Genomic DNA, 26088 nt, shown 5'->3' on the forward strand with positions numbered 1-26088 from the left:
ACTCTTTTAGAAGTGTGAATATCTACTTGATAATCTCGTTGTAATAGAGCAATCGCTCATTGGGATCAAAACTGATGATGATGATTTGTCGGTTTTTGGCCTCGTCGTTGTTGAAGAATTTCACCCGGGGTGCCAGACCGCCATCTTCGGAAAGATTCGGATTCCAATACAAGGTTTCGCGGGTATCTTTGCTTATTTTTTTGTAGGCATCGCTGGTAATGTCTGGCAGTTCGAATTCGACGGATCGGTCATAGCCCCTCAAAACCAACTTGTTAGTCTTCTCTGTATTTCTTTCTTCCTCGGCAATCATATTACCTTTTTTGGTGTAAATAGCAATCGCGTTCGAAACCAAGCCACCCTCTTTCAAGATTTTTACCATTGCAATAGAACTGATGGGCAAAGAGCTGATCATGCCGGCGTCCACGGGTATCTCGTCCAGATAAAGACTCGCTTGCGAACCCCGAATGCTCGGGATGTAATTCCCGGAACTGTCTATCGTAAAAGTGAGCCCCGCGGCTCGCCCCTGCAGCCATTGCAAGATGTTTTGGGAGCTTTGGGCGTCTTTGTTTTCATTGACCAAATCAAATATCGTTGCATTCGAACTGCTAAATTTCCCGCTTGACAATTCTTTGTCGAGTTCGGCCTTTTTATCCACCTTCTTTGTTACATTCACTTCTTGGATTAGCGTTTCCCGATTGAAGTCCTCGATGCTTTGCCGGTTTTTTTTGTTCTGGAGTGCTTTCGCAATCGCGGGATCTTGCGCCGCATTTTTATCTTTTACCAAGCGATAGTTTGTGGCCGGTAGCGGATTTTTATAAGCAACATTGCTTACCAATGGCTGAAATGTGATATTGAGATTGTCGGATTCGCTCGTCTGGTTTTTGTCTTTATTAAGGTAATAAGACACGGTCAAAGGCTCGTCAAAATAGATATTATCCAAATAGATAAAACCGTTGTCATCCGTCACCAAGGGTACAAAATTTTTGTCCGAATGCGCGGTCTGAAGCATCAGGTTGATGGTTTTGTTTGGTATGAAACGGCCGTTGTTGGTCACTTTCCCTCGGAAAGAAAGGTTCTTTTGAGGTTTGTATTTTATTTCAGGACTCTTGCCTGCTAAGAGCGCATCCCAATCGTATCGATTCCATTTTTCCGAAATTAAGATGGCATCGAGTGCTTCCGGATTGGCTGTCTTTTCGAAATATTGTCCGGGATTGAAAATCGGCGATATGAAATCGCCTGTCAGCCATTTAGCGCTCAGCAATGTGTTTTCATTCTGTGGCTCCGAGAGATTTTTTTCCTTTACCAAGACCGTATAGCTTGCATAATCGCCATCGGGTTCGATGTCGAAACTATTGAAAGCCCGTGGCTCATTATTCAATGAAAAAGCCAAAGTTGGCCGATCGATATTCAGATTTTTAGGATTGACGAAGAAGAGTCTTTGAGCAACAGCATTTTGTTTATCGTCGAAAATGGTAAGATTAATAATGACGGTTTCATCATTGCTGACTTGGTTTGGGATGAGGCTTGAAACTTCGCTTTCGGTGGTTTTTATATTAGCTCTGTACACCAATTGATTATTAATAGTACCGATGATTGTGTAGCCCTTCAGGCCATTTACCAGTTGACCACCTTTTATTTTGTAAGCAATACCTTTTGCATCGGCGGATAGCTGAAGATTAATGCCCGAGCCCGACACCGGCGGTAACGTGATGCTTTGTTTAGCGCCGTTGCTATCTTCTAAAATTGCCTTGTAGGTTTTTCCAATTTTTGGCGTCATGGTAAAAGCACTTACATTTTCATCCAGATTTTTAAAAGTGGTTATTTTTTCATTTGGTTTATCCGGATCGATGACGTAGCCACTCCAACTGGCCGGTGGAATGCCTTGAGAATATAACCTCACAGCTACTTTCGTGGGGACGCCGTCAATAAAAGTTCCACTTTCGGGAAAGGCGTTGGCGGTCCATTTGGTGTTTTTGTCGAGGACTAATTTCTGATCCGAGTTAGGATTATAAATCGGAACCTGTTTCATAAAATTAAATTCCTCGGGGAAATTTGCCATCCAAGTGGTATAAGCGCGTATGAAATAAATATCTTCGTTCAGAAACTCATTCAGGGTAAATGTGCCGTCGCCTTCGCCCTTTGTCAGAAAAACCGTTTTTTTATCTACCAGATTTTTGTTGTGATCATAGAGTTCTACGAAAAGTGTGTTAGAAATCGTGGAGCGGCCGTATCCATTGAAGACAAATGCTTTGAAGTAGAGATTGTCTCCCACGACATATCGATCTTTATCCAGAAGCAGATACACTTTTTCTTGAGTATAATTCTGCTCCAGATTTTCGATGGCTTTATCTATGCGGTCTTGCGCATTGAGCTGGGACATCCCGACGACATAAAGAAAAAAAATGAGGATTTTTTTCATATCACAAAGCTTATTAAAATTTTTTATTTAAAATAATTTTTATACAACGATTGGCACTTAATGAGATTCCCTCCGGAATGACAAATTTACGTCTTATCATTTTGAATGTTACGTTATGTACCGAAACCGCAACTCGCCCGGAGTGCAAATCTTTTTTCTCAATAAAAAGATGGACGACGTTGAAGCAGACCATTAGGGTTGGGAAGAGAAGACGGATTAAGCTGCCCAAAAATATAATTAAAAGGCAAAACCCTCAACATTTGTCAAGGGTTTTATAGAATATTTAACACCGTTTAGATGGCGTTGATAATGGTATTCAAGGTTTTGGATGGTCTCATGGCGGCATCGGTCTTTTCGAAATCCGGTTTGTAGTAGCCATCGATATCCTGCGGTTTGCCCTGCGCACCGATCAATTCTTCGTTGATTTGCTTTTCGTTTTCTTGCAGGGCTTTTGCAACGGGCGCAAATTTGGCCGCGATCTCCGCATCTTTGCTTTGATTTTCCAAAGTTTCTGCCCAATACATCGCCAGATAGAAATGCGAACCTCGGTTGTCTATGGTTCCCAATTTTCTTCCCGGTGATTTGTTGGTCGCCAAGAATTTGGCATTCGCTTCGTCCAGCGCGTCGGCTAAGATTTGCGCTTTAGGATTGTTCTGAGTCTGTGCCAGATGTTCCAAAGAAGCTTGCAAAGCCAAAAACTCGCCGAGAGAATCCCAACGAAGATAGCCTTCCTCGATGAACTGCTCGATATGTTTGGGAGCAGATCCTCCTGCACCGGTTTCGAAAAGCCCGCCACCATTCATCAATGGCACGATAGATAACATCTTGGCAGAAGTTCCCAATTCCAGAATAGGGAAAAGGTCGGTCAAATAGTCTCTCAATACATTGCCGGAAACCGAGATGGTGTCTTTGCCTTCTCTTGCTCTTTTCAGCGTCTCCGTCATCGCATCTTTTATATCAAGGATTCGGATGTCGAGCCCCGAGGTGTCGTGATCTTTCAGGTATCTTTCCACTTTTTTGATCATTTCTCTGTCGTGCGCTCTATCTTTGTCTAACCAGAAAATTGCCGGTGTTTCGGACAATCTTGCTCTTTTTACCGCCAGTTTCACCCAGTCTTGGATGGCTGCATCTTTGGTCTGGCACATTCTGAAGATGTCGAATTTTTCTACTTTTTGTTCCAACAAAGTATTTCCGTGTTCGTCCAAAACTTTGATCACGCCGTCGGCTTCTGCCTGAAAAGTTTTGTCGTGCGATCCATATTCTTCCGCTTTCTGAGCCATCAATCCGACATTTGGGACAGAACCCATAGTTCGGGGATCCAACGCCCCGTTTTTCTTCATATCATCAATCGCCGCTTGGTAGAAGCCGGCATAGGAACGGTCCGGAATCATGGCCAGCGAGTCTTCTTCGGCGCCTTCTTTGTTCCACATTTTGCCCCCATTTCTGATGAGAGCCGCCATAGACGCATCGACGATGACATCCGAAGGAACGTGGAAGTTGGTAATGCCTTTGTCGGAATTCACCATTGCGACTTTGGGACCGACCGCAAATGCCTTATCGATATCTGCTTTGATATCTGCTTCCAGAGGCGTGCCTGCGATTTTATCATAAAGATTTTGCAGGCCGTTGTTGGGATTCACATCCAGTTCTTGGAAGGTGTCTTTATATTTTTCGAAAACATCTTTAAAGTAAGTCTCCACGATTGCCCCAAAGATAATGGGATCCGAAACCTTCATCATAGTAGCTTTCAAATGCGCCGAAAGCAGAACGTCGCGTTGTTGGGCTTCTTCTATAGCCTTCTCCACAAAAGTTTTCAATGAACGGATGTTCAGGACAGAAGAATCTATTACTTCGCCGGATTTCAACGGTGCAAGGTCTTTGAGGATTTTTTCAGTTCCATCATTACCAAAGAACACAATTTTGAATTGGGAATCTTTTTCTAAGGTTGTAGAAGTTTCTGTCCCGTAGAAATCGTTGCTGTTCATATGTGCAACATCGGTTTTGCTGTCGGCAGACCAAGCGCCCATTTTATGAGGATTTGCTTTTGCATAATTTTTCACCGCTTTCGGTGCGCGTCTGTCGGAGTTTCCTTCTCTCAAAACGGGATTTACGGCCGAACCCAGAACCTTGGCGTATTTGGCCTTGATCGCTTTTTCGTCGTCATTTTTCGGCTCTGCCGGATAATTAGGCAATGCATATCCTTTGGATTGCAGTTCTGCGATGGCCTCCTCCAATTGCGGTGCCGATGCCGAGATGTTGGGCAATTTGATGATGTTGGCTTCCGGTTTCGTGGCCAATTCTCCCAATTCTGCCAAAGCATCACCCATCTTTTGCCCGTCGGAAAGATATTCGGGGAAATTTGCAAGAATTCTACCTGCAAGAGAAATGTCCTTCGGTACCACATTAATCGCTGCTACCGATGTGAAAGCCTTTACGATAGGCAAAAAAGAGTGGGTTGCAAGCATCGGTGCTTCGTCCGTAAGCGTGTAAATAATTTTTGTTTTTTCTGACATTATTTATTTGATTTGGTTTCGTTTCGGATCACAAAAATACGTATTTTATCATGATGTTTTAGCGCAAACACTATGATTTTTGTTGCAATCGGTACAAAATTCTATTTTGAAAAACCATCAAAAGTTAAATTTTATTAAATTAGAATCAATTGTTTGAGTATTCAGAAATCAACGATTAACTTTGAAGAAATAAATCATATCTAAAATGTCAGAAATTACATTCAAAGGAAATCCAATTCATACTGTGGGTCAGCTGCCGGAAGTAGGCACCACCGCAAAGGAATTTACATTGGTTGCTGCCGATCTTTCCGAGAAGCATTTGTCGGATTACAAAGGAAAGAAAATACTTCTCAACATCTTTCCAAGTATCGATACCGGCGTTTGCGCCGCTTCGGCCAGACAATTCAATCAAGAAGCCGCCTCGCTGGAAAATACAGTTGTAATCAACGTTTCACGAGATCTGCCGTTTGCGCTCAACAGGTTTTGCGCGGCTGAGGGACTGGATAATGTAGAGGTGCTTTCCGATTTCCGAGGCAGTTTTGGCGAAGATTATGGCGTTACGATTACCGATTCTCCTTTTAAGGGTTTGCTAAGCAGAGCTGTCATTGCGTTGGACGAAAGCGGAAAAGTAATCTACACCGAACAAGTGCCGGAAATAGGGCAGGAGCCGAATTATGCCGAAGCGGTAAATGCATTGAAATAATTTTCCAAGAATATATCAAACGTTCAAAGGAATCCGGATAAATCGACTTTAAAAATATCAGCAGTATCTTATTTATTGCTGATTTTTTTTTTGGAATAGCGAACCCAGTCTTATATCACGCTCAGAAAAGCCATAGTATCCACATCATCCGCGTAAGTGTCCAAAGAGGGATGCTGCGCTTCGCCAAAGGCAATGGATTTTAATCCCAACTCAGGTTTTGCAACGATGGTTTGAATGTCGTTTTTGTGATTTTCTATAAATCGATTCACGTCCTCCATCGTCTGGTAACGGGAAAAATTAACCACGGATAAAGGACTGAACAGCTTTTCGTCTTCGCGAAGCATCACAAAATTATTATCCCAAAAGAGATCTTGGTTCAGAAGGTAAACCGCGCGGTTGTAATCGTAATTGTTCGCATATTTGTTATGATTGATGATGTTTTGATAGTTCACGAAATTCTCGAACAACCTATCGAGCGTCATATCGTTGGGGATCAGAAGCTTGGTGACATTCCTGCAGCCCAATCCAAAATATAGGAAAATATCGTCTGCCAAAAGCCGAAGTTCCTCATCCGTTTCATCGCCTCGCAAAACGGCAATGGAGGTTCTGTTTTTCCGAATAATGCTGAGATGGTTTTTGAAATAATATTCCAGATACCTTGCTGTATTATTGCTTCCCGTCGCAATCACGGCATCGAAGTTTTCCAGTCTTTCTACGATTTCGTAAACCAGTTCTTTATCCGAAAATCCATTCCATAATTCTAAAAGAAATGGCAGTACCAAGCGGTCTTTGGACGACAGCTTAATAATCGGAATGTGACCACTCAAGATCACAGAAATAACATCGTGAAAACCTACCAGCGGGATATTGCCCGCCAGAATGAGACCCACTCTTTTTGGCGTGCGCGACAATGGATATTTCGACAGCCAATTTTCTACATTTTCCCGAGTGAAAAGTCCAGCCCATTGTTGCAAGTTGTACCGTTGATAATCGCTGGTAAACCAAGGATTTTCGATTTCAGATCGTCTAATTAAAGCGCCAAAACGGGCTTCCTTTTCATCATAATCAATCTCTGCTTTTGTGAGAAATCCGTGGATGAAATTTCCTAATTTTTCGAGCCCCAAAATTTTGTTTTCGCTCCGCATAGCTGGCTTTTTTTTTGTAATTTTGCACAAAATTAAAAATAAAATAGCAATGGCTATCAAGATAACAGACGAATGTATCAATTGTGGCGCTTGTGAACCGGAATGTCCAAATAATGCCATCTATGAAGGAGCCGTCGATTGGAAAGCATCTGAAGGAACAGATTTGAAGGGGATGGTGGTGCTGCCGTCCGGCCTTAAGGTAGATGCCGATGCGCCACAGCGCCCGATTTCCGACGATTATTATTTCATCGTTTCAGATAAATGTACCGAGTGCAAGGGCTTCCACGAAGAACCTCAATGTGCGGCCGTCTGCCCCGTGGACTGTTGCGTTCCCGATGAAGACCACGTGGAAACGGAGGAGCAACTTTTAGCAAAAAAAGCTTTCTTACACAACGACTAATTGCCGCGCAGCCTTGGCGTAAGTTTCTTTTTTTAAATGAATACGAATATTTTATATCCCAATTCTAAATCATACCCTTAATTTTTCTCAACGAATGAAAAAACATAATTTCAGTGCCGGTCCCAGCATTTTACCACAAGAGGTTTTTCAAAAATCATCAGAAGCCATTTTGGATTTTAATGGTTCCGGACTTTCGCTTTTGGAAATCTCGCACAGGAGCAAAGACTTCGTAGCGGTAATGGACGAAGCGCGAGCGATTGTCAAAAGATTGATGAATCTGGGCGACGATTATGAGGTTCTTTATCTGCAAGGCGGCGCGAGTTTGCAATTCCTGATGGTGGCTATGAACCTGCTTTCTGTGGATGGAAAAGCGGCTTATACCAATACCGGAACTTGGGCGGCGGCGGCCATAAAAGAAGCAAAAATGATCGGAAATGTAGATGTGGTAGCCACTTCCAAGGAAGCAAATTACGCATACATTCCCAAAAATTATACCGTTGATGCGGCGTATGATTACTTCCATTGCACCTCCAACAATACCATCTTTGGAACGCAGATAAAAGAATTCCCGAAAGTGGATACATTGCTGGTCTGCGATATGTCGTCCGATATCTTCAGCAGAGAATTGGATTTTTCCCGGTTTGATTTGATCTACGCCGGTGCTCAGAAAAATATGGGACCCGCAGGAACCACTTTGGTGGTAGTGAAGAAAAGCATCTTGGGCAAAACCGGAAGGACCATCCCGAGTTACTTAGATTATTCCGTTCATATCGATAAAGAATCGATGTTCAATACGCCGCCGGTCTTCGCAGTCTATGCTTCCTATTTGACACTCAAGCATTTGGAAGAAAATGGCGGTATCGCCGCTGCAGAAGTTAGAAACAATGCAAAAGCAAAGTTGCTTTACGATGAGATCGACCGCAATCCGAATTTCCAAGGTGTGGCAGCAACGGAAGATCGTTCGTTTATGAATGTGACTTTCACTTTGACAGACGAATCTAAACAGGAAGCTTTTGATGCCGCGTGGAAAGCAGCCGGAATTAGCGGGCTCAATGGCCACAGAAGCGTTGGCGGCTACAGAGCCAGCATCTACAACGCCATGCCGATAGAAAGCGTTCAGGTTTTGGTGGATGTAATGAAAAGTATCTAAGTTTCAACTTTCTGATTCCCCCTTTTTCGGGTAAAAAATAAATTTTATTTTTTAAATGAGAACTACAAGGTCTTCAATTTGATTTGGAGACTTTTTTTTGTTAAATGAATGTTAATTTGGGAAAATATCGTAACTTAGCGAACTTTAAATTCAGCTAAAAAAATTTGAAGGAATTCAATATTAGAAAGCATTTTTTTGAATCAAAACATGATCGTATTAGCCAATGATGGGATTTCCGACTCGGGATTTCAACTTTTGAGAGAAGCCGGCATCACGGTTTTGGACAGTCGCGTTTCGCCGGAGCATTTAAGCAATTTCATTAATGAAAATAAGGTAGATGCGCTTCTCGTGAGAAGTGCCACACAGGTAAGGCAACAATTGATCGATGAATGTCCCAGTCTGAAGATTGTTGGACGAGGCGGCATCGGGATGGATAATATTGATGTGGAATATGCGATAGACAAGGGCCTGCACGTTATCAATACGCCTACTGCTTCCTGCAAATCTGTGGCAGAATTGGTTTTTGCGCATTTCTTTTCTTTGGCTCGATTTCTTCACGAGAGCAACAGGCTAATGCCGCTGGAAGGGGAAACCCACTTCAGCGCGCTGAAAAAATCCTTTCACAACGCTTCGGAACTTTCCGGTAAAACCTTGGGCGTCGTCGGGATGGGAAATATCGGACTGGAGGTTATAAGAATCGGGATTTCTCTCGGAATGAAAATATTGGCGTACAACAGAACGCCGAAAACCAGTACCGTAGCCCTCAGCTTTTTCGACGGGCAGACTTTGAATTTCGAAATAAAATCAGTAACTTTAGATGAGGTTTTGGAAAATGCAGATTTCATCAGCCTCAACACAGGCAAAACGGATCGGTATCTGATTGACACCGATGAGTTTGCGATGGTGAAAGACGGTGCTTTCCTCGTTAATACGGCGCGGGGCGGCGTCGTCAACGAAGTGGCTATGATCGATGCGCTGGAGAGCGGAAAATTAGCCGGAGCCGCATTGGACGTTTTCGAAAAAGAGCCCACGCCGGAAGTCGAGATCCTGATGCATCCCGGCATGTCCCTTTCTCCGCACGTGGGCGCCAATACAATGGATGCCCAAGACAGGATTGGGAAAGAACTCGCAACACAACTTATTAAACTGAAAGATCAATTATAAAATATGCCAGTATTTAAACCCTTTAAAGGAATCCGACCAACCCCCGAGTATGTAGATGTCTTCCCGACTTATTCTTTGGATAATTTTACCCAAGAGGAGATCAACAAAAAGGCGCATCTGGAGAATTCATATATCCAGATGATAAAGCCGGCGGTTGTGAGCAAATCCAAAGATGTGGATAGAAATCTCAGAAAAATCCGATCCAATTTTGAAGAACTTTTGGAAGAGAAAAAGCTGATTCAAGACGATTCCTCTTATTATCTTTATGAACAAACCATGCCGGACAAGAGTACGTTCCGCGGTCTGCTGGGACTGGTAAGCGTCGATGATTTCTGGGATGGGAAAATCAAAAAGCACGAATCGACCATCACGGAACGCCGGCTGAAAATGGCGCACTATCTGGAGAAAGTCAATCTGCAAGCGGAACCTGTTCTGCTGACTTATCATTCGAATTCCAAGGTAGAATTGCTGATGACCCACGAGCAGAAAAATGTGCCCATCATGAATTATAAAGACGAGAAGGGCGTGAAACATAAAATTTGGAAAATTGATAACCGGCTCAAACTTCAGCAGTTCAAAGAAGTACTGGATCCTATTGATTCCTTTTATATTGCTGACGGACATCACAGAATAGGTTCGGTGGCAGAATATGCCAAAAAACAAAGAGACAAGTATAAGCGCTCCCACGGAACAGAGCATTACAATTTTGTTTACAGCTTCATAGTTTCCAACCAATCCATCAAAATCAACGACTACAACCGTCTCCTAAAAGACCTCAACGGACTCTCGGAAGAACAAATTATGGAAAAACTTAAAGAAGATTTCCAGATTCACGACAAAGGAACGGAGCCTTATTTTCCTTCTCAAAAGTTCCATATCAGTATGTATTTGGGTGGCAAATTCTACAGCCTGCATGTGAAACACGACATCCGCGAGGCGCTGAAAGAGGGGAATGATCTGGATCATTATATGGTCGACAAGTTCATCTTCGAAAAAATATTCGGAATCACCAATGCCAAGCATACCGATAAAATAACCTATCTGAAAGGCACTTCCGACGTCCAAGGAATTATCGAAATCAAAGAAAAAGTAGATTCCGGAAACTATAAAATCGGTTTTGGAATATACCCGATCAGTTTCAACGATTTGCTGAAAATTTCGGACAGGGAAATCAAAATGCCTCCAAAGTGTACGCTCATAGAACCGAAACTGATTACTGCGCTCGTAATGTACGATATGAAGTAAAGGGATTGTCTTTGAACTGAGCCTCCGTTCGGAATTTGGACTATTTTTGCGGCTGATTGGGCGTTCTTCTTTTCGTTCCTTATCTTCCCGTTAGCAGCAGATAATTGGTAATTGCTATTTTGTATTGGCTTTTGGCTTCTATTAGTTTGTCCTCGGTTTCTGCTTTCAGAGCTCGTGCTTCCAGCAAATCCGAAAGCTGAACCAATCCGTTGTTGTAGCTATCTTGATTGACTTTCAGGTTTTCATTCGTCTGAGCCAAAGTTTCTTCAATCAAATGTATTTTTTTATCTGCCTCCGTCAAGTCTGTCCACGCTTTTTCCATTTGGAGTTGCAGCAATCCTTTGTTATCATTCAGATTATTTTCCGCAATTTTTTCTTTATATTTCAATTCGTTCAGTTTGTGTTTTCCGCCCCACCAATCGGAAATGGGGATAGACAAAGAGGCATAGGCCATTCCGTTGAAAACACCTTTCTGGTTGCTCTCAAACTGATCCAGATAGTAGCCAGACAGACCCACACCCAAAGTCGGCAGATAATCACCTTTTTTCATTTGGGTTTCCAGTTTTGAAGCGCTAATGGCTTTTTCCAGCAATTGGTATTCCGCACGATTGGGCAGCACCTCTTCATTAGAAACAAAATAACTTTCTGGCGCCGGAAGATCATTCAGTTGATCATCAAGGACGATTTTGGGGTCATAATCTATCCCGATAGTCTGGCAAAGCTGCATTAAAGACAGTTTTTTCCCGTTTTCCAATTGGGTTTTATTCACCTGCAATTCACTTTGCTTGATGCTTACTTTCAAAACGTCATTTTTAATAATCATCCCATTTTTATACGCCGTATTGGCCTGATTATAAAGAGTATCTAAAAATTTGATATAACTGTCCAGTGTTTTTTGCTTTTCCTGAATGGCTATGACTTGCCAGTATTGTTGTTCGGTTTTCAGCAGCACTTCATTCTCAGACAATTTTTGTAGCTTTTGTTTCACTTCTATATTCAAGTCGGTAAATTTGTTGCCCGTCTTAATTTTTCCACCCGCATAGACAGGTTGCAGCACATTGAGATAGCCCAAAGCCAATTGGTTGAACAACCCGATATTCACCGCCGGGAAATAGGCAAATTGCGTAGCAGTAAGCAAATGGGCGGGGTTTCCGTCGTACACGGGTAGGTTGCCTCCTGGCAGTTTCATTTCCAAAAGCGGGTCTAAGGCTTGCATTCCCATCGCTGTGGCACTTACTTTTGGAAAATAGTTGGTGTAAGCTTCTTTCTTTATTTCGCGAGCTGCATCCAGTTCCAATCCGCTGTTTTTTACCTTGGCATTGTTTCCCAAAGCTAAGGATTTGCTTTGTTGCAGCGTGAGATGCCTCTGAGCAAACAGATTAACGGAAAAACTGAACATTAATGTAGCTAAGATTATCTTTTTCATTCTTGTTTTATCTCTTTTTTAAGGTTTATAAATTCTTCCTTTAATTTTTGGGCGTGTGCGAATCCCAATTGATATATTTCGTCTATCTTTCTGACATCAAAAAGACCATAGTCATTTAACTCATCGGGTTGTATGAAAATATCACAATCTGCCTTTCGGTCTCGGGTGATACCCGATGTAGCGATGCGAATAATCCTGTTTATAATCTCGGTATAGCTGAATTTTCCCTGATGTTTGTTGAGTGGATTGACATTAATGCCAATCACTTTCTGGCAGCTCGACCTTATGGATTCCACCGGAAAATTATTCATCAATCCACCATCGCACAGATAGGTATCTTCGCCGTAAAGAACTGGCTGAAAAACCAAGGGAAAACTGCAAGAGGATTTGACGGCAAAAGAAAGACTTCCGCTATTGATAATCAGAGATTGAGCATTCGTGAGGTCTGTAACTGACACATAAAGAGGAAGTTTTAGCCCCTCAAAACTATCGTGAGGAATATACTTGCGAATAATTTTTTCAAAAATATCAGTGCTCAATCCGCCGCCTCGCAAAATACTTGTATAATTGAAAAATTGTTCTTTTTTGGCAAAATGGTAAATCTCCTCGGGCAAATAGCCTGCAGCAACGAACGCTCCCACCAATGCTCCGGCGCTTGCCCCAGAAACCGCTTCAGGCTCTATGCCCAGTTCCCGCATATACTGCAATATTCCTAGGTGAGCAACGCCGCGGAAGCCACCCCCCGAAAGGGTGATGCCTATTTTGTTTTTCGCAATCATACAGCTACGTTCTTTTCGTCTTCATTTTTATAAGTCATCCAATAGATAAGCGGAAGCATTGTGAGAATGAATACCATAGAAATGAGTGTTCCGAAAAAGATAACAGATCCCATCGGAGCCCAAAGTGGACTATTGCTGATAATCATTGGGACAACGCCCATAGATGCTGCCAGACAAGTCAATAATATAGGACGCATTCTGCGTTTTCCCGCATCTATACAGGCATCAAGGACGGTAATATTTTCTTTGCTGCGCAGTTCTTCGATATAATCGTACATAATGATTCCGTTTCGGACAATGATTCCAATCAAACTTACCACGCCCAATATCGCTGTGACGCTGAAATCTAATCCCATCACCCAGATTCCGAAAGCAGTTCCGAAAATGCTGAACAAAGTAGAAGAAAACACGAGCGATGCTAAGGTTATATTTTTGAAGTGGAATACAAGAATGAAAAATATAATAGCGATAGACATCATCAAGGCAGTTGCCAATTTTGGCAAGATTTCATTATTAGAATCTTTGACGCCACCGTAAGAAACTGTGATGTTTTTAGCTTTGATTTCGTCTTCCATACCGCTCATCAAATCCTCGATTCTGGCCTGCATTTTATTTACTTTTTCTCCCCGTTTCAAATCGATGTAAACCGACAAGGTGCGTACGCCATTGCGGCGAACAATCTGCCCTTCGTTCCATTCGGTGGAGATTTTGGCAACTTGCCTTAGTGGTACAGCCGGAGAAAATAGTCCCGAAATATATTCTTTTTCCACATCGCCTGCTACAGGATCCTTGTGTTCCCATTTGGATTTCAGTACCACAGGAAGCTGGTAATCATTTTCCCAAACGGAGGTAATGGGCATTCCGCCAAATCGCGAAGCCAATCCTACGCCCAAGATGCCCTCGCTAATGCCTAAGCGATTAGATTCCACAGGGTCTAAAGCCACGCGGACATCAGGCAATATTTCTTCATAGTTGGTATAAACACGAATTGGTTCGTCCATTTTTCCTGCTTCAGATACTACTTTTCCTGCAATTTCTTTCAGATCGGAAATATTGTCGCCGCTTAGCCGCACTTCTACATCGGCATCCACCCCAATTTGGTAGTCCAATTGCTTGAACTTTACATAAGCGTTGGGGTAATAATGAGCATATTGAGTAGTGTATTCATCGAGAATTTCTTCTGTGGCTTCGTTTGATTCTGTATTGACGATGAACTGTGCAAAGTTAGGACCGCCTATTTTTGGGGCATAAGAGGTGTGGAAACGCGGAGAACCAGTGCCGATAAAACTGGTAATGGATTTTATTCGCTGGTCTTTGCCCAATATTTGGCTCAAATCATTGGCGATTTTTTCGGTTTGATGCAAAGAACTTCCTTGGGGCAGATAAATCTCTACAGCAAACTGATTTCGCTCAGCAATTGGCATTAGTTTCAGCGGCAGAAAAAGGAACATTACCGCGCCAACCAAAACCGATAGGATGCCAAGAGAAAGAGAAATCTTTGGAAACTGAAAAACTTTCTTCAACAGATGATCATAAATATCTTGCACATAATCGAGAAACGATCTGTTTTTTTGATTTTTGTTGTGTTCGGAATGCAAGCCTTTGGTAATAATCTTGTATTGCAGGAACGGAACGAACAGAACGGCCACAGCAAGGGAGGTACTCAGGGAGATAAGTATCGTCCACGGAAAAGACAAAACGAAATCGTAAAGTTGACCCGTAAGTGTAAAAAGGAATGGGAAGAACGTAATCCCAATAGCCAGTGTAGCCGACAGAATGGCCTTAAAATATATATTGGCACTTCTGATGGCGGCATCCCAACGTGGAATTCCTTGATCCAACATGTCGAGGTAGCTGTCCACAATGACGATAGAATTGTCCACAATCATACCGAGCACTACTACCAACGCAGCTAGGGTAACCGTGTTGAGCTCTATCCCGAAAAGGTACATCACCGCCAGAGAGATAAAAATAGAAATAGGAATGGTGGAAGCAGCTACACCTGCCACTCGGATTGGTAATAAGAACATAACTACCAAAACCACTGCAATAATGGCTGTTGCCAATTCTTTAAGAAAGGTATCGATAGAATCCGCTACCACCTTCGGCTGGTCTGCTATTCGGAACACCTTCACATCGCTGGGTAAGTTTTTTTCAAATTCTTTCATTATTACTTCCACATCTTTACCGTATTGCACGATGTTGTAGCCTTCGCGCATTTCGGTAGAGAGGATCACACATTTTTTGCCATTGCTGATGGTGTAGCTGGTGGCTTCGGGATATTCGCGAACCACTTTTGCCACATCTTTAAGGCGGATGTGATTGCCTTGTGGATCGGAATAGACGATTTGTTCTTCCAAATCGCGTTCGGAAGCAAACGGCCGTGCGATATGAATGGGAATCACCATTTCATCATTATCGATCTTGCCCGCTGGTCCAATCATTCCTTTGGTCAACAAGGTTTGGTATAGGCTGTAAATATTGATGCCGTAGCTTGCCACTTTTTCTTTGTCCACATAAATGCTAAGCTGTTCGTTCTGCATTCCGTAGCGGCGTACATTGGAAACCGATTCTACGGTGCGGAGCTTGTCTTCTAAGGTTTCCAAATAGGTTTTCAGCTGCCGATAAGTTTTGGTGTCGGATTCCAACGCAATGAGGAGTGCTGAGGTGTCACCGAAATCATCGTTGGCAATCAAAGCCAACACGCCAGAGGGCAACTGCATCTTAAAAGTCGATAGTCCGTGTTTTATTTTGGACCAGACTTCATCTTTGTTATTTACTTCATCATTCAGTTCTACAAATACATAGACGATGCCGTCGCGAGACTGAGAGTATGTCTTAGCTTTTTTGACTTCTTTGTATGTAAACAGGAATTTTTCTAACGGCTTCGTAAGTTGTTCTTCTACTTCGGAGGAGGTTGCACCAGGATATACGCCGACTACTACGCCTTGACGAATGGTAAAAACCGGGAACTCTTGTTTCGGCATTTTGTACAGCGCAAAAATACCGCAAATTACCATTGTGCTAACGAGCAGAAGCACGATTTTGTTGTACTTCATTGCGAGGGCTATGAAGCCTGTATGTTCTTTCTTTTGTTCCATTTTCTTGGTGTTATTTTTTGACGCTTACCAAAGTTCCTCTACTAATATTTTGATAACCAGAGGTAATCAATTGGTCGCCTTCCTGCAGACCGCTGATGATTTGTACGCCGTTATCCGCCAGATGCCCCAGTGTTACTTCTCTATAAAATGCTCTGTTTTGCTTATCTTTTAACCAAACGAAACGCTTTCCTGAAAAATCAACCTGTACCGCTTTTATTGGAACAATGATGCTCCCCCTTTCAGAATTGTTGCCATTATCCAAATAGGTTTTGCATACCATACCAGGCATTATTTTCCCGGCAGTATTGTTGATTTTGATTTTTATATCGTAAGTATGAGAAACAGGATTAGCGGCCACTCCCTTTTCGATGACTTGTCCTTCAAATGTTTCATTATTTAGAGCAGATATTTTTACTTGGCTTCTGCTTCCTGTGCGGATTCCTGAGATTTCACCTTCAGGAATGGCTGTTTTTATTTTTACACTGCTGATGTCCATAATATTGTAAACAGGTGTTCCGGGCATCACGTTGGCTCCGGGTTCCAGATAGCGCCTGCCAATGACGCCCGACTGCGGAGCATAAAGGTTGCAATCCTGAAGATTTTTTCGGGCGATGGCCTCGCTAGATCGGGCTTGTTGCAATTTGGTTTGGGCATCGATGTATTGAATTTCGGGCAAGCTCTTGCTTTTGTACATAGCCGACATTCTTTTGAAAGCATCTTCTGCTTGTTTGAGCGAGGCCACCGTCAGGTCGTGTGCATTTTTGAAAGAAACGGTATTCAGCCGCCCCAACAATTGTCCTTTGGAAATTTTTTGTCCTTCATTGGCATAGAGCTGTTCAATAGTACCCACCACCAAAAAACTCACATCTACTGCATTTTCGCTTTCTACGATGCCGATGTATTCCTGTGGATAAATTCGGTTTTCGGATTTAATGGTCAGCACAGTTACAGGAACGGCTTTGACTTCATTTTTTTCTTCTTTTGAAGAGCAGGAGAAGAGGATCAATGCAAAGGATAATATTCCGATGGTTTTTGCTAAGGAAAACGCTGTTTTATTCATATTTTTTGCTATTAAACATTTGTTTGCACGAAGTTCCGAATAACCAGCACCATCTTTAAAATCAATTTTTCTTCAATGATGTTTAAAAGGTCGTTTTTTTGTATATTTGGAGTTATCAATACCAAGAAACAGAAATGAAGAAGGAAGATTACAATAGGATTTCCATAGAACACTTTGCCAGACAGCTTCATTTAAATGTCATTGCAGAAACCAGTGATTTCGTTGTTTCAAAAAATCCGAATGTTTTGCAAGATCATTCGTTTGATTTTGATTATCCCCATATTTTAGATGGAATTGCTATTGTGTTTTGTGTAAAAGGAACAGCCAAGGTCAAAATAAACCTGACCGAACGCGAGGTTTATGAGCATACACTCATTATTGCTGCGCACAACAGTATTATACAGATATTGGAAAAAAGTGAGGACTTGGAGGTCGAGTTTCTGTTTTTTACCTTTGATTTTATTTCCAACATCAGGCTGTCAACCCAATTGGTTTATATCATCAAGGCAGTTGAAGAACAAAGTTGTCTGTACCTGGATCGAGAAATATTTGAGGATTTGCTGACGGTCCATCGGCTTATAGTCAATCAATATCAAAAGAATATTGCATACCGAGAAGATGTAATCAAGAATTTTCTGTATGCACTTATTTACCAGATATTGCAGCTTTACGCCACCGATATAGCAGAAACGGCAAAAGCCAAGAATAGGAAAGAGGATATCCATCTGCGCTTTATGACCTTGCTTTTTGAACACTACAAAACCAAACGCAGCGTAAAATTCTATGCTGATGAATTGTACCTTACACCCAAATATTTTGCAAAAGTCATCAAAGAAACAAGTGGAAAATCTGTGCTGCAATGGATCGACGAAATGGTCATAATGGCTGCTAAGGCAATGCTGAAAAGTTCGGAAATGACGGTTGCCCAGATCGCACTTCAGTTAGAATTTGCCAATGCTTCGTTCTTCGGTTCCTATTTCAAGAAAAGAGTAGGGATGACGCCTACGCAATATCGCGAAAAATAATGCGTGCGAAAACGAGTGACACGCCTAAGCATAACGCTTAACTGCTTTTTTTGATTACATTTCGCTGAGTTGTATCGATGGTTTTATAGCCGCAGATTATTATTCAAACGTCGCAGAAGCTGCGGCAAAATCTCTAATGAAGAAATCATAAAGAAGCTTTTACCGCAGCATCACGACGAAGTTTATCTTCGGTTTTATTTTACCATATTATTTTTCAATCTTCACCAGCTCTACGTCGAAAACCAACCAGGCATTGGGCGGAATTACGCCGCCGGCTCCTCTTTCGCCGTAAGCTAAAGCTGGAGGAATGAGCAAAGTAGCCGCTTCACCTTCTTTCAAAAGTAAAATGCCCTCGTCCCAACCTTTGATTACTTGGCCAACGCCAACCGGAAAATCAATTGGCGCGTTTCTTTTAAAGGAATTGTCGAACTCTTCTCCATTAATCAGTTTTCCTGCGTAATGAACAGCCACAGTCTGGCCGGGCGTTGGATTGGCGCCAGAACTTGTCTTGGTAATTTTGTAGAACAATCCGGATGGTGTAGATTGCATTCCGGCTTTCATTTCGTTCACCAATTTTTCTTGGTTTGCAGCAAATTCGGCCAGTTTTTTGGCCTTCTCAGCTTCCGCTTTGGCAAGGTATGTTTTATTCCTTTCTTCGATTTTGCCTTTGCCTTCGGCGAATATTTTCGCAGCGTCGTAATGCTTGTAGGCATCGCCTTTGCCGAAGATGGCCACTTTTGTCAAAACAACATCGGTTTTTGGTTTGTCTTGAGGTCCTTTTTCTACGTTGGCGATAGAATCGATTACCGCATCCCCTTTCACCACTTTTCCGAAGATGGTATGTTTACCGTCGAGCCACGGAGTGGCAATTTCTGTAATAAAGAACTGCGAGCCGTTGGTATTCGGTCCAGAATTCGCCATCGATAAAATCCCTTTTCCCGTATGTTTCAGATCGTTCTTTTCATCAGCAAATTTATATCCGGGATCCCCCATTCCTGTACCTGTTGGGTCGCCTCCTTGGATCATAAAATCCTTGATGACTCTGTGGAAAATCGTGCCGTCGTAGAAAGGCTCACCTTTTTTCTTGGCTTTGTTTTCAATTTTTCCTTCTGCTAGCCCCACAAAATTAGCTACTGTGACGGGAGATTTCTCATCTTCGAATTTTACCAGAATTTCGCCTTTGCTGGTTACGAAATTTCCGTAGAGTCCGTCGGGCAGACTTTTATAAACTTCTTTGTCTATTTCCAATGTTTTACAATTTAATAAAGTTAATAATGTTATAGAAAATGCTAAAATTTTTTTCATAGTATTCAGTACTCGTTGATTTATAATACTTTTACTTTTATGATCAGCGGCATATCGTTGCTGATTTTTTTGCCGTCGCCATAGGTGCCATAAGCTAAGACCGACGGCACGAGAATCTCGGCTTCTTGCCCTTTTCGCAAATATCGGATCACATCTTCTACGGCATCCATCTCCTTGAAGTGTCCGAATTCTACATTATCGTTCCCAAGAGGATTTTGATATAATTTAGTTCGGTCAAAATCGTAAATATCATATTGGTAAGACACTTTGTCACCATTGTTTTTGCGAGGCAACTTGTCCAAATCCGCGATGTTGACCCAATAGTTCATCCCCATCGGATAGTATTTTACATCTTGCGACTTCATCCAATCTTGAATTTGTGTCCGTTCCAATGTATTGAGATTTTTGGTTCTGTTTTTGGAAATTTCCAGGTCGCTGTCTGTCATAAATTGATCTGTATCGGGCTGTGTTGGGCTATGCTGAGCACAAGCGGTCGCCAGAGCCAATGAGCAAGTAAAAATTAATCTTTTCATATTTTTTAAAATTTTGAATAAATGAGATATTATTCAAAAAAAACTTTTGCAAAACTAAGAATTTTCATAGAATTAATTGCATTCAAAATAAAAACCGGAAGATAAATTTCCGGTTTTTGCTTTTCAATTTTACTATTTATGCAATTCTATAAGCTATAAACATTTTCTTCTACCAAGACCCGCCATCCGAAAGGATCTTCGGCTTTATTGGTCTGGATATTCACCAGATCATTCTTCAGAAGAGCCGCAAAACTCTCTTCATCCGAAAGACGCGGCAAATCCAAATGTTCTGCACCATAACCTAAACCCGCGAAAATGCTTGTGACGACGGCTGTGCCAACGCCCCAAACTTCTTTCAGCGTACCAATTCTTTGAGCATCGATCACGTCTGCCACTTTAATATCGCCAACCACAACCTCGATACCTCGTCTTTCAGCAAGTTTTATAAAGCTGTCTCGCGTAACGCCGTCCAAGATTTTTTCCGAAGTTTTCGGCGTATAAATCGTGTCGTTTATTCTCACAAAAACATTCATCGTACCGCTTTCTTCGAAATATTGGTGCGTGCAGTCGTCTGTCCAGATGATTTGATCATAGCCTTCTTCGATGGCCAATTTCGTGGGATAGAACGAAGCTGCGTAATTTCCGGCAGCTTTCGCGGCACCCACTCCGCCGTTTGCGGCTCTTGAGTAATGATCGGAAATTTTTACGGAAACAGGAGCCGTGTAGTAACTGTTGGCCGGCGTCGCCACAATGGCAAACATAAATTTGTTTGCGATTCTTGCTTTCAGCGCCTCTTCGGTTGCGAACAGAACCGGTCTTATGTAGAGCGACATTCCTTCTCCTTGCGGTATCCAGTCTCTGTCGATATCTACCAATGCCTTTAGCCCATCCATAAACATTTCTCTGGAAATCTCGGGAATTGCTAATCTTTTTGCGGATTTGTTAATCCTTTCAAAATTCTTTTCAGGCCGGAAAAGGAATACCTGACCATCATTGTCCTTATATGCCTTCATGCCCTCAAAGCACGCTTGTCCGTAATTGACCCCCATCATCGCTGGGGTAAAACCGATGGGACCATACGGAATCAAGCGAAGATCCCCCCATTTCCCGTTCTCATATTCGCAAATGACCATATGATCTATGAAAGTAGTGCCAAATGTAAAATTTTGCGGATCGAAGGTGGAAATTCTAGGGTTGGTAGATTTTTGAATTATCATTTTTAAAATTTTAATTGAGGTATTACAAATATATAATAATTATTTAATAATCAAAATATAGTTTAAATTTGTGAAAAAATATTTTGGAAAGGAAATTAATCACCACCAATGATGGTAGTAAGACATTATTAATCAATGATTTATCAGAAACTTACCATTCGACTCACGGGGCATTGCAAGAAGCAAAACATGTCTTTATTAAGAATGGATTTAATTTGATTCAAGATTGCGAAATTAATATTTTAGAACTCGGTTTTGGAACAGGTCTTAATGTTTTGGTAACAATTGATGAATATTTGCGAAATATTAATAATCGAGAAATCAATTATTTTGGCGTCGAAAAATATCCGATTTTTTCTCACGAAGCAGCAGAATTATGCTATGCAGAATTATTTTCGAATGATGTCGTGAAAGAGTTGGCTGTAAAAATCCACGAACTTCCTTGGGAAATGGCCGAAAAATTGAGCCCTGATTTTTCTCTGACCAAATTAAAAAAAGATTTTTTCGATCTAAAATTCACCGCACTGCCACCTATTGATCTGGTATATTTCGACTGCTTTGGTGCGCGAGTCCAGCCCAATCTTTGGGAAACGGAATTGCTCGAGATCGTCGCTTCAAAAATGAGATCAGGAGCACTGCTAACTACTTACTCCTCAAAAGGAAGCGTCCGAAGAAACCTGATGAGCCTAGGCTTCGATGTGGAAAAAAAACAGGGTCCTCCCGGAAAAAGAGAAATGATAAATGCTTGGAAAAAATAATTTTCCATAATTTAGTCATTCCAAATCTCAATTATGATAGATAAGATTAACATTCGGGTATATGCCTTGTGCATCAAGGGTCACAAGATTCTTGCCTTGCACGAGGAATATGCAGGCGACTTCTTGATCAAATTGCCCGGAGGCGGTTTGGAATTTGGTGAAGGCACGTTGGAATGCCTGAAACGCGAATTCCGGGAAGAACTGAATCTCGAGATTAAAGTTATCGAGCATTTCTACACCCAAGACGATTTTTTGGTGTCGCGATTTCGGGATAATGAGCAACTCCTGACCATCTACTATCTGGTGGAAATACTGAATGAAGAAGATCTACTGATTCTCGATCCTTGCATAGAAAAGACCGAATGGTTTTCTCTCGAGGGCGAAAATCCGTTCCCACTTCCGATAGACAGGCGTGTTTTTGAAATGGCAAAAGAGAAATTACTAAATTAATTTCTCGGCATTATCGGGCGTTTCAATGGGTTATTTTTACTTTTCCAAGATCTACAGGTTCCATAGTAGATCTTCATATTTTTTCATAATAATATCCTTAGAAAAACGAGATTTTATCGATGTTTTAATCTCATCTTTGTTATGATCTGTATGAACGGATTGCTGCACCTTTTCGGCAAAATTATCGTAATCTTCAATGTTGCAGATTTCACCATTAATCTGGTCTATAATAATTTCGTCTATACCGCCCGGGCAATGGTTTGCCAGAGCATAAACACCGCAAGCGCCTGCTTCCAGAAGCACATTGGGAAAACCCTCATATCTGGAACAAAGCACAAAGAGATCGGCGAATTTCAGATATTGGTAAGGATTGTTTTGCCTGCCGTGAAACAGGACGTGCTCCAGTCCCAGCAATTCTTTCATCTGCCCAAGCATTTCCCTATCTTTCCCGTCGCCCAAAATATGTACCAAAATATTCTCATTCGCAAGCCTTGAAAATACTTTTAGAAGATTGTCGAATCCTTTTCTGGGAGACAAGTTTCCGATGGCGACAACATGTTTGTATTGCGGCAAGAAATCCGGAGGCCTTTCCGAGGTTGCCAACTTTTCCTCGATAAAATCTATATCCACCGGATTATTAATCTTGACCAATTTCGCATTCTTAATTCCAAAATTATCAACCAAATCCCGCTGCATATCATTGCTTTGCGCGATAATTTTGTCATAATTATTATAAAAATTGTAAAAAAACTTGATTTCTTTTCTTGTCACGTGCTGCGAGACTACGTTCGTCTCTCGTGCGACGAATTTTGTCTTCGGGAAAAGCTTGATAAACATCGATAAATAAGCATTCACTTCCCCAAATCCCGAAAATACGATATCGGGTTTCCGCCTTTTGATTTGCAGAAGAATTGGCTTTATTGAATGCCGAATTCTGGGCGTTTTCATATCGATAACTTCGACATCAGACTGCAAAAAATCCAAATAAGCACCTTCCTTTCTTAATAGCAAGAGAGCCGGTGAAAATTTGTCTCTGGGAAGATGATTCGCAATAGTTGTAATGATGCGTTCCGCACCGCCGGTTTCCAAATCGGGCAATATGAAAAGAATGGATTTTCTCATTTTATAATAGTTCCGGGAAATCTTTGCGCGATTTTCAAAATAGCATCAACAAAATTGATTTTTTTTTTGCAAATTCGTATTCTTATCAACATTAATTTGCAACATCGCTGATGAATTTGATCCTCAAGATTCGCACTTCTTCATCCGTCAAGTCATCGCCGTACTCTGCGAGAAGCGTTTTCATGCTGTCGCTTTCGGAATTTTTCATGAAGTCCATAAATTCTTCTACGATGTCTTCGTCAAAATTTTCGTTGACGTAATAATCGATGTTCAATTTGGTTCCCTGATAGATGATGCTTTCCATTTCGGAGAGCAGCTCGCCCATCGAGAGGTTTTTTGCCCGTGCGATATCTTCGAGATCGATCTTTTTATCGGTATTCTGAATGATGAAAACTTTGTGGCTGGATTTGTTGGCCACTTGTTTGATGACCGTATCCTGCATTCTTTCTATCTCGTTTTCTTCGACATATTTTTTGATAAATTCGGCAAAGTCTTTGCCATATTTTCTGGCCTTGCCTTCGCCAACGCCATAGATTTTTGCGATTTCTTCCACAGAAATGGGATATTGCACCGTCATATCTTCCAAGCTTGGATCCATGAAGACCGTGTACGGCGGGATTCCGTGTTTTTTTGCCACCGTTTTTCTAAGTTCTTTCAATTGGGCAAATAGAGCCTCATCCAGCCCGGCGCCCGCTTGAATTTGGATTTGCTCATTATCTGCTTTTACTTTGGATTGTGCGAGGTCATATTCTCTGTCTTCTGCGATCAGGAAGCTGTGTGGGGATGTCCCGTCGATCATTTCCTGCCCTTTTTCCGAAATTTTGAGAACGCCGTATGTTTCTATATCTTTTCTGAGATAATCCTGCACGGTGGCTTGCCTGATGATTGTTTTCCAATAGTTGTCCGTTTCCGATTTTCCGAAGCCGAAATATTTCGTTTGTTCCAGTTTGTAGGATTTGGTAACGGCAGATTCTTTTCCGGTAATTAAGGAAATCAAATCTTTGGTTTTGAATTTTTCACCCAGCTCTTTGATCATTTCAAGAACTTTTTTCAGATCTTTGGTCGCATCTTTCAAAGCTGGCGGATTTTGAGAATTGTCGCACATCAAAGCACCCTCTCCGTTGACGGGATCAAATTTTTCTCCAAAATAATAAAGCAAATATTGCCTTCTGCTCATCGATGTTTCGGCATAGCCTACGACTTCATTCAGAAGCTGCAGTCCGATTTCTCTTTCGGAAACAGGTTTCTGGGCGAGGAATTTTTCGAGTTTTTCAATATCTTTCGGATCGTAAAAAGCCAGGCAATAGCCTTCTCCGCCGTCTCTTCCGGCGCGGCCGGTTTCTTGGTAATAGCTTTCCAAAGACTTCGGAATATCGTAATGAATCACGAATCGCACATCGGGTTTGTCAATACCCATTCCAAAAGCGATGGTCGCCACAATCACATCCGCTTCTTCCATCAGGAATTTATCTTGGTGCAGCACTCTGGTTTTCTGATCCAGACCGGCATGATAAGGCAAAGCATTAATCCCGTTGACCTGCAAAAGCTGCGAAAACTCTTCCACTTTTCTTCGGCTGAGGCAATAGACGATGCCAGATTTCCCCTTGTGCTGATGAATAAATCTCACGATTTCTTTGTCCACGTTTACCTTCGGGCGAACCTCGTAGAATAAATTGGGTCGGTTGAAACTTTCCTTGAAAACCAAGGCATTATTCATCCCCAAGGTTTTCTGGATGTCGTCTTGTACTTTCGGGGTTGCGGTGGCGGTAAGCGCAATCACAGGCACATCAGCTATTTTATCGATGATGCCTTTGAGGTTGCGGTATTCCGGGCGGAAATCGTGTCCCCATTCCGAGATGCAATGCGCCTCATCTATGGCCACGAACGATATTTTGATGTCTTTCAAGAACTCTACATATTCTTCTTTGATGAGGGATTCCGGCGCCACATAGAGCAGTTTGGTTTTGCCGGTGGTGATGTCTTCCATCACTTGTTTGGTTTGCGTTTTATTCAATGACGAATTGAGGACGTGTGCCACACCTTCGTCCGAAGAGAGCCCGTTTACGGCATCGACTTGATTTTTCATCAGGGCAATGAGAGGAGAAACCACGATGGCGGTGCCGTCCGAAATCAATGCGGGGAGTTGGTAACAGAGCGATTTCCCGCCGCCGGTGGGCATCAGCACAAATATATCTTTGCCGTTCAAAAGTTCGGTGATGATCTGCTCTTGCTGACCTTTAAATTTAGAAAATCCAAAATATTTTTTAAGTTCTGCGGATAAGTTGATGTCTTTTGTGTTCATCCTTTAATATTGTTTGCTAAATTTGCATTTTATTGAAGGTTATACAAATTAGAACCTTTAAAAATTATTACATTTTTGTCGGATAATAATGAAGCGAACTTCATTCTCGATTTCAAATTATTGAAGTGAAGATACAAAATTAATATTATTAAAAAAAATCACTGTTGTCCGATAAAAACCAGATAAAAAAAGAAGCCAAATTAATGGCTTCTAAAAACTTATCGTAATTTTGAGTTGCAAAAATCAAATAACGATGAGCAAAAGTACATAT

The 26088-nt window shown here is 41.8% G+C and carries 20 protein-coding genes; 8 read left to right on the plus strand and 12 right to left on the minus strand.

All coding sequences use genetic code 11. The annotated features are described in order from the left end of the window. Positions 1–22: 22 nt before the first annotated feature. Both DTW91_RS07660 and DTW91_RS07665 read right to left on the minus strand, forming a co-directional pair. Positions 23–2419 (minus strand): hypothetical protein, encoded by a 2397-nt coding sequence (locus tag DTW91_RS07660; RefSeq protein ID WP_125202798.1) that lies wholly within the window; start codon positions 2417–2419, stop codon positions 23–25. A 293-nt stretch (positions 2420–2712) separates the two neighbouring features. After that, positions 2713–4932, minus strand: a complete 2220-nt coding sequence (locus DTW91_RS07665; RefSeq protein ID WP_125202799.1) for an NADP-dependent isocitrate dehydrogenase — start codon at positions 4930–4932, stop codon at positions 2713–2715. A 205-nt stretch (positions 4933–5137) separates the two neighbouring features. Here DTW91_RS07665 and tpx point away from each other — a divergent pair, with 205 nt between their 5' ends. Continuing rightward, positions 5138–5635, plus strand: coding sequence for a thiol peroxidase (tpx, locus tag DTW91_RS07670; RefSeq protein ID WP_125202800.1), 498 nt, complete (start codon positions 5138–5140; stop codon positions 5633–5635). A 110-nt stretch (positions 5636–5745) separates the two neighbouring features. Here the strand turns inward: tpx and DTW91_RS07675 are convergent, their stop codons facing one another. Continuing rightward, the gene (locus DTW91_RS07675) at positions 5746–6780 is read right to left on the minus strand and encodes an acyl-CoA reductase (protein WP_125202801.1); all 1035 of its coding nucleotides are present in this window, start codon (positions 6778–6780) and stop codon (positions 5746–5748) included. Positions 6781–6829: 49 nt separating this feature from the next. On the opposite strand from DTW91_RS07675, the gene DTW91_RS07680 reads away from it, so the two are divergent. The 4 genes from DTW91_RS07680 (at position 6830) to DTW91_RS07695 (ending at position 10739) form a co-directional block, all read left to right on the plus strand. Continuing rightward, positions 6830–7180, plus strand: a complete 351-nt coding sequence (locus DTW91_RS07680; RefSeq protein WP_125202802.1) for a 4Fe-4S dicluster domain-containing protein — start codon at positions 6830–6832, stop codon at positions 7178–7180. Between the two features lie 94 nt (positions 7181–7274). Further along, positions 7275–8330, plus strand: a complete 1056-nt coding sequence (gene serC, locus DTW91_RS07685; protein WP_125202803.1) for a 3-phosphoserine/phosphohydroxythreonine transaminase — start codon at positions 7275–7277, stop codon at positions 8328–8330. Between the two features lie 207 nt (positions 8331–8537). Continuing rightward, positions 8538–9494, plus strand: a complete 957-nt coding sequence (locus DTW91_RS07690) for a D-2-hydroxyacid dehydrogenase (protein ID WP_125202804.1) — start codon at positions 8538–8540, stop codon at positions 9492–9494. A 3-nt stretch (positions 9495–9497) separates the two neighbouring features. Further along, the gene (locus DTW91_RS07695; protein WP_125202805.1) at positions 9498–10739 is read left to right on the plus strand and encodes a DUF1015 domain-containing protein; all 1242 of its coding nucleotides are present in this window, start codon (positions 9498–9500) and stop codon (positions 10737–10739) included. 79 nt (positions 10740–10818) lie between these two features. On the opposite strand, the gene DTW91_RS07700 is transcribed toward DTW91_RS07695, so the two are convergent. From DTW91_RS07700 to DTW91_RS07715, 4 genes are read right to left on the minus strand one after another with little or no spacing between them, the layout of a single operon-like run. Next, entirely contained in the window at positions 10819–12165 is a 1347-nt protein-coding gene (locus tag DTW91_RS07700) for a TolC family protein (protein ID WP_125202806.1), read from the minus strand. Beyond that, positions 12162–12944, minus strand: a complete 783-nt coding sequence (locus DTW91_RS07705; RefSeq protein ID WP_125202807.1) for a patatin-like phospholipase family protein — start codon at positions 12942–12944, stop codon at positions 12162–12164. The genes DTW91_RS07700 and DTW91_RS07705 overlap by 4 nt, the downstream gene beginning before the upstream one ends. Beyond that, positions 12941–16045, minus strand: a complete 3105-nt coding sequence (locus tag DTW91_RS07710; RefSeq protein WP_125202808.1) for an efflux RND transporter permease subunit — start codon at positions 16043–16045, stop codon at positions 12941–12943. The genes DTW91_RS07705 and DTW91_RS07710 overlap by 4 nt, the downstream gene beginning before the upstream one ends. 10 nt (positions 16046–16055) lie before the next feature. Next, the gene (locus DTW91_RS07715) at positions 16056–17105 is read right to left on the minus strand and encodes an efflux RND transporter periplasmic adaptor subunit (protein ID WP_125202809.1); all 1050 of its coding nucleotides are present in this window, start codon (positions 17103–17105) and stop codon (positions 16056–16058) included. Between the two features lie 134 nt (positions 17106–17239). On the opposite strand from DTW91_RS07715, the gene DTW91_RS07720 reads away from it, so the two are divergent. After that, complete coding sequence (locus DTW91_RS07720) at positions 17240–18130, plus strand: helix-turn-helix domain-containing protein (protein ID WP_125202810.1); 891 nt, start codon at positions 17240–17242, stop codon at positions 18128–18130. A 207-nt stretch (positions 18131–18337) separates the two neighbouring features. On the opposite strand, the gene DTW91_RS07725 is transcribed toward DTW91_RS07720, so the two are convergent. The 3 genes from DTW91_RS07725 to DTW91_RS07735 all read right to left on the minus strand — a co-directional run bounded on the left by DTW91_RS07725 (position 18338) and on the right by DTW91_RS07735 (position 21185). Beyond that, positions 18338–19435: a peptidylprolyl isomerase gene (locus tag DTW91_RS07725; RefSeq protein WP_125202811.1), complete on the minus strand. Its 1098-nt coding sequence runs from the start codon at positions 19433–19435 to the stop codon at positions 18338–18340. Positions 19436–19455: 20 nt separating this feature from the next. Then, complete coding sequence (locus DTW91_RS07730; protein ID WP_125202812.1) at positions 19456–19968, minus strand: FKBP-type peptidyl-prolyl cis-trans isomerase; 513 nt, start codon at positions 19966–19968, stop codon at positions 19456–19458. Between the two features lie 146 nt (positions 19969–20114). Continuing rightward, the gene (locus DTW91_RS07735) at positions 20115–21185 is read right to left on the minus strand and encodes a branched-chain amino acid aminotransferase (RefSeq protein WP_125202813.1); all 1071 of its coding nucleotides are present in this window, start codon (positions 21183–21185) and stop codon (positions 20115–20117) included. An 83-nt stretch (positions 21186–21268) separates the two neighbouring features. Here DTW91_RS07735 and mnmD point away from each other — a divergent pair, with 83 nt between their 5' ends. After that, positions 21269–21943, plus strand: coding sequence for a tRNA (5-methylaminomethyl-2-thiouridine)(34)-methyltransferase MnmD (gene mnmD, locus DTW91_RS07740; RefSeq protein ID WP_125202814.1), 675 nt, complete (start codon positions 21269–21271; stop codon positions 21941–21943). A gap of 33 nt (positions 21944–21976) precedes the next feature. Then, on the plus strand, positions 21977–22393 hold the full coding sequence (locus DTW91_RS07745; protein ID WP_125202815.1) for an NUDIX domain-containing protein: 417 nt from the start codon (positions 21977–21979) through the stop codon (positions 22391–22393). Positions 22394–22444: 51 nt separating this feature from the next. On the opposite strand, the gene DTW91_RS07750 is transcribed toward DTW91_RS07745, so the two are convergent. After that, positions 22445–23515, minus strand: a complete 1071-nt coding sequence (locus DTW91_RS07750) for a glycosyltransferase (protein ID WP_125202816.1) — start codon at positions 23513–23515, stop codon at positions 22445–22447. Positions 23516–23606: 91 nt separating this feature from the next. After that, complete coding sequence (recQ, locus tag DTW91_RS07755; RefSeq protein ID WP_125202817.1) at positions 23607–25817, minus strand: DNA helicase RecQ; 2211 nt, start codon at positions 25815–25817, stop codon at positions 23607–23609. Between the last annotated feature and the right edge of the window lie 271 nt (positions 25818–26088).

Origin of the sequence: Chryseobacterium sp. SC28 (assembly GCF_003932955.1) — a bacterium.
GTDB lineage: Bacteria > Bacteroidota > Bacteroidia > Flavobacteriales > Weeksellaceae > Epilithonimonas.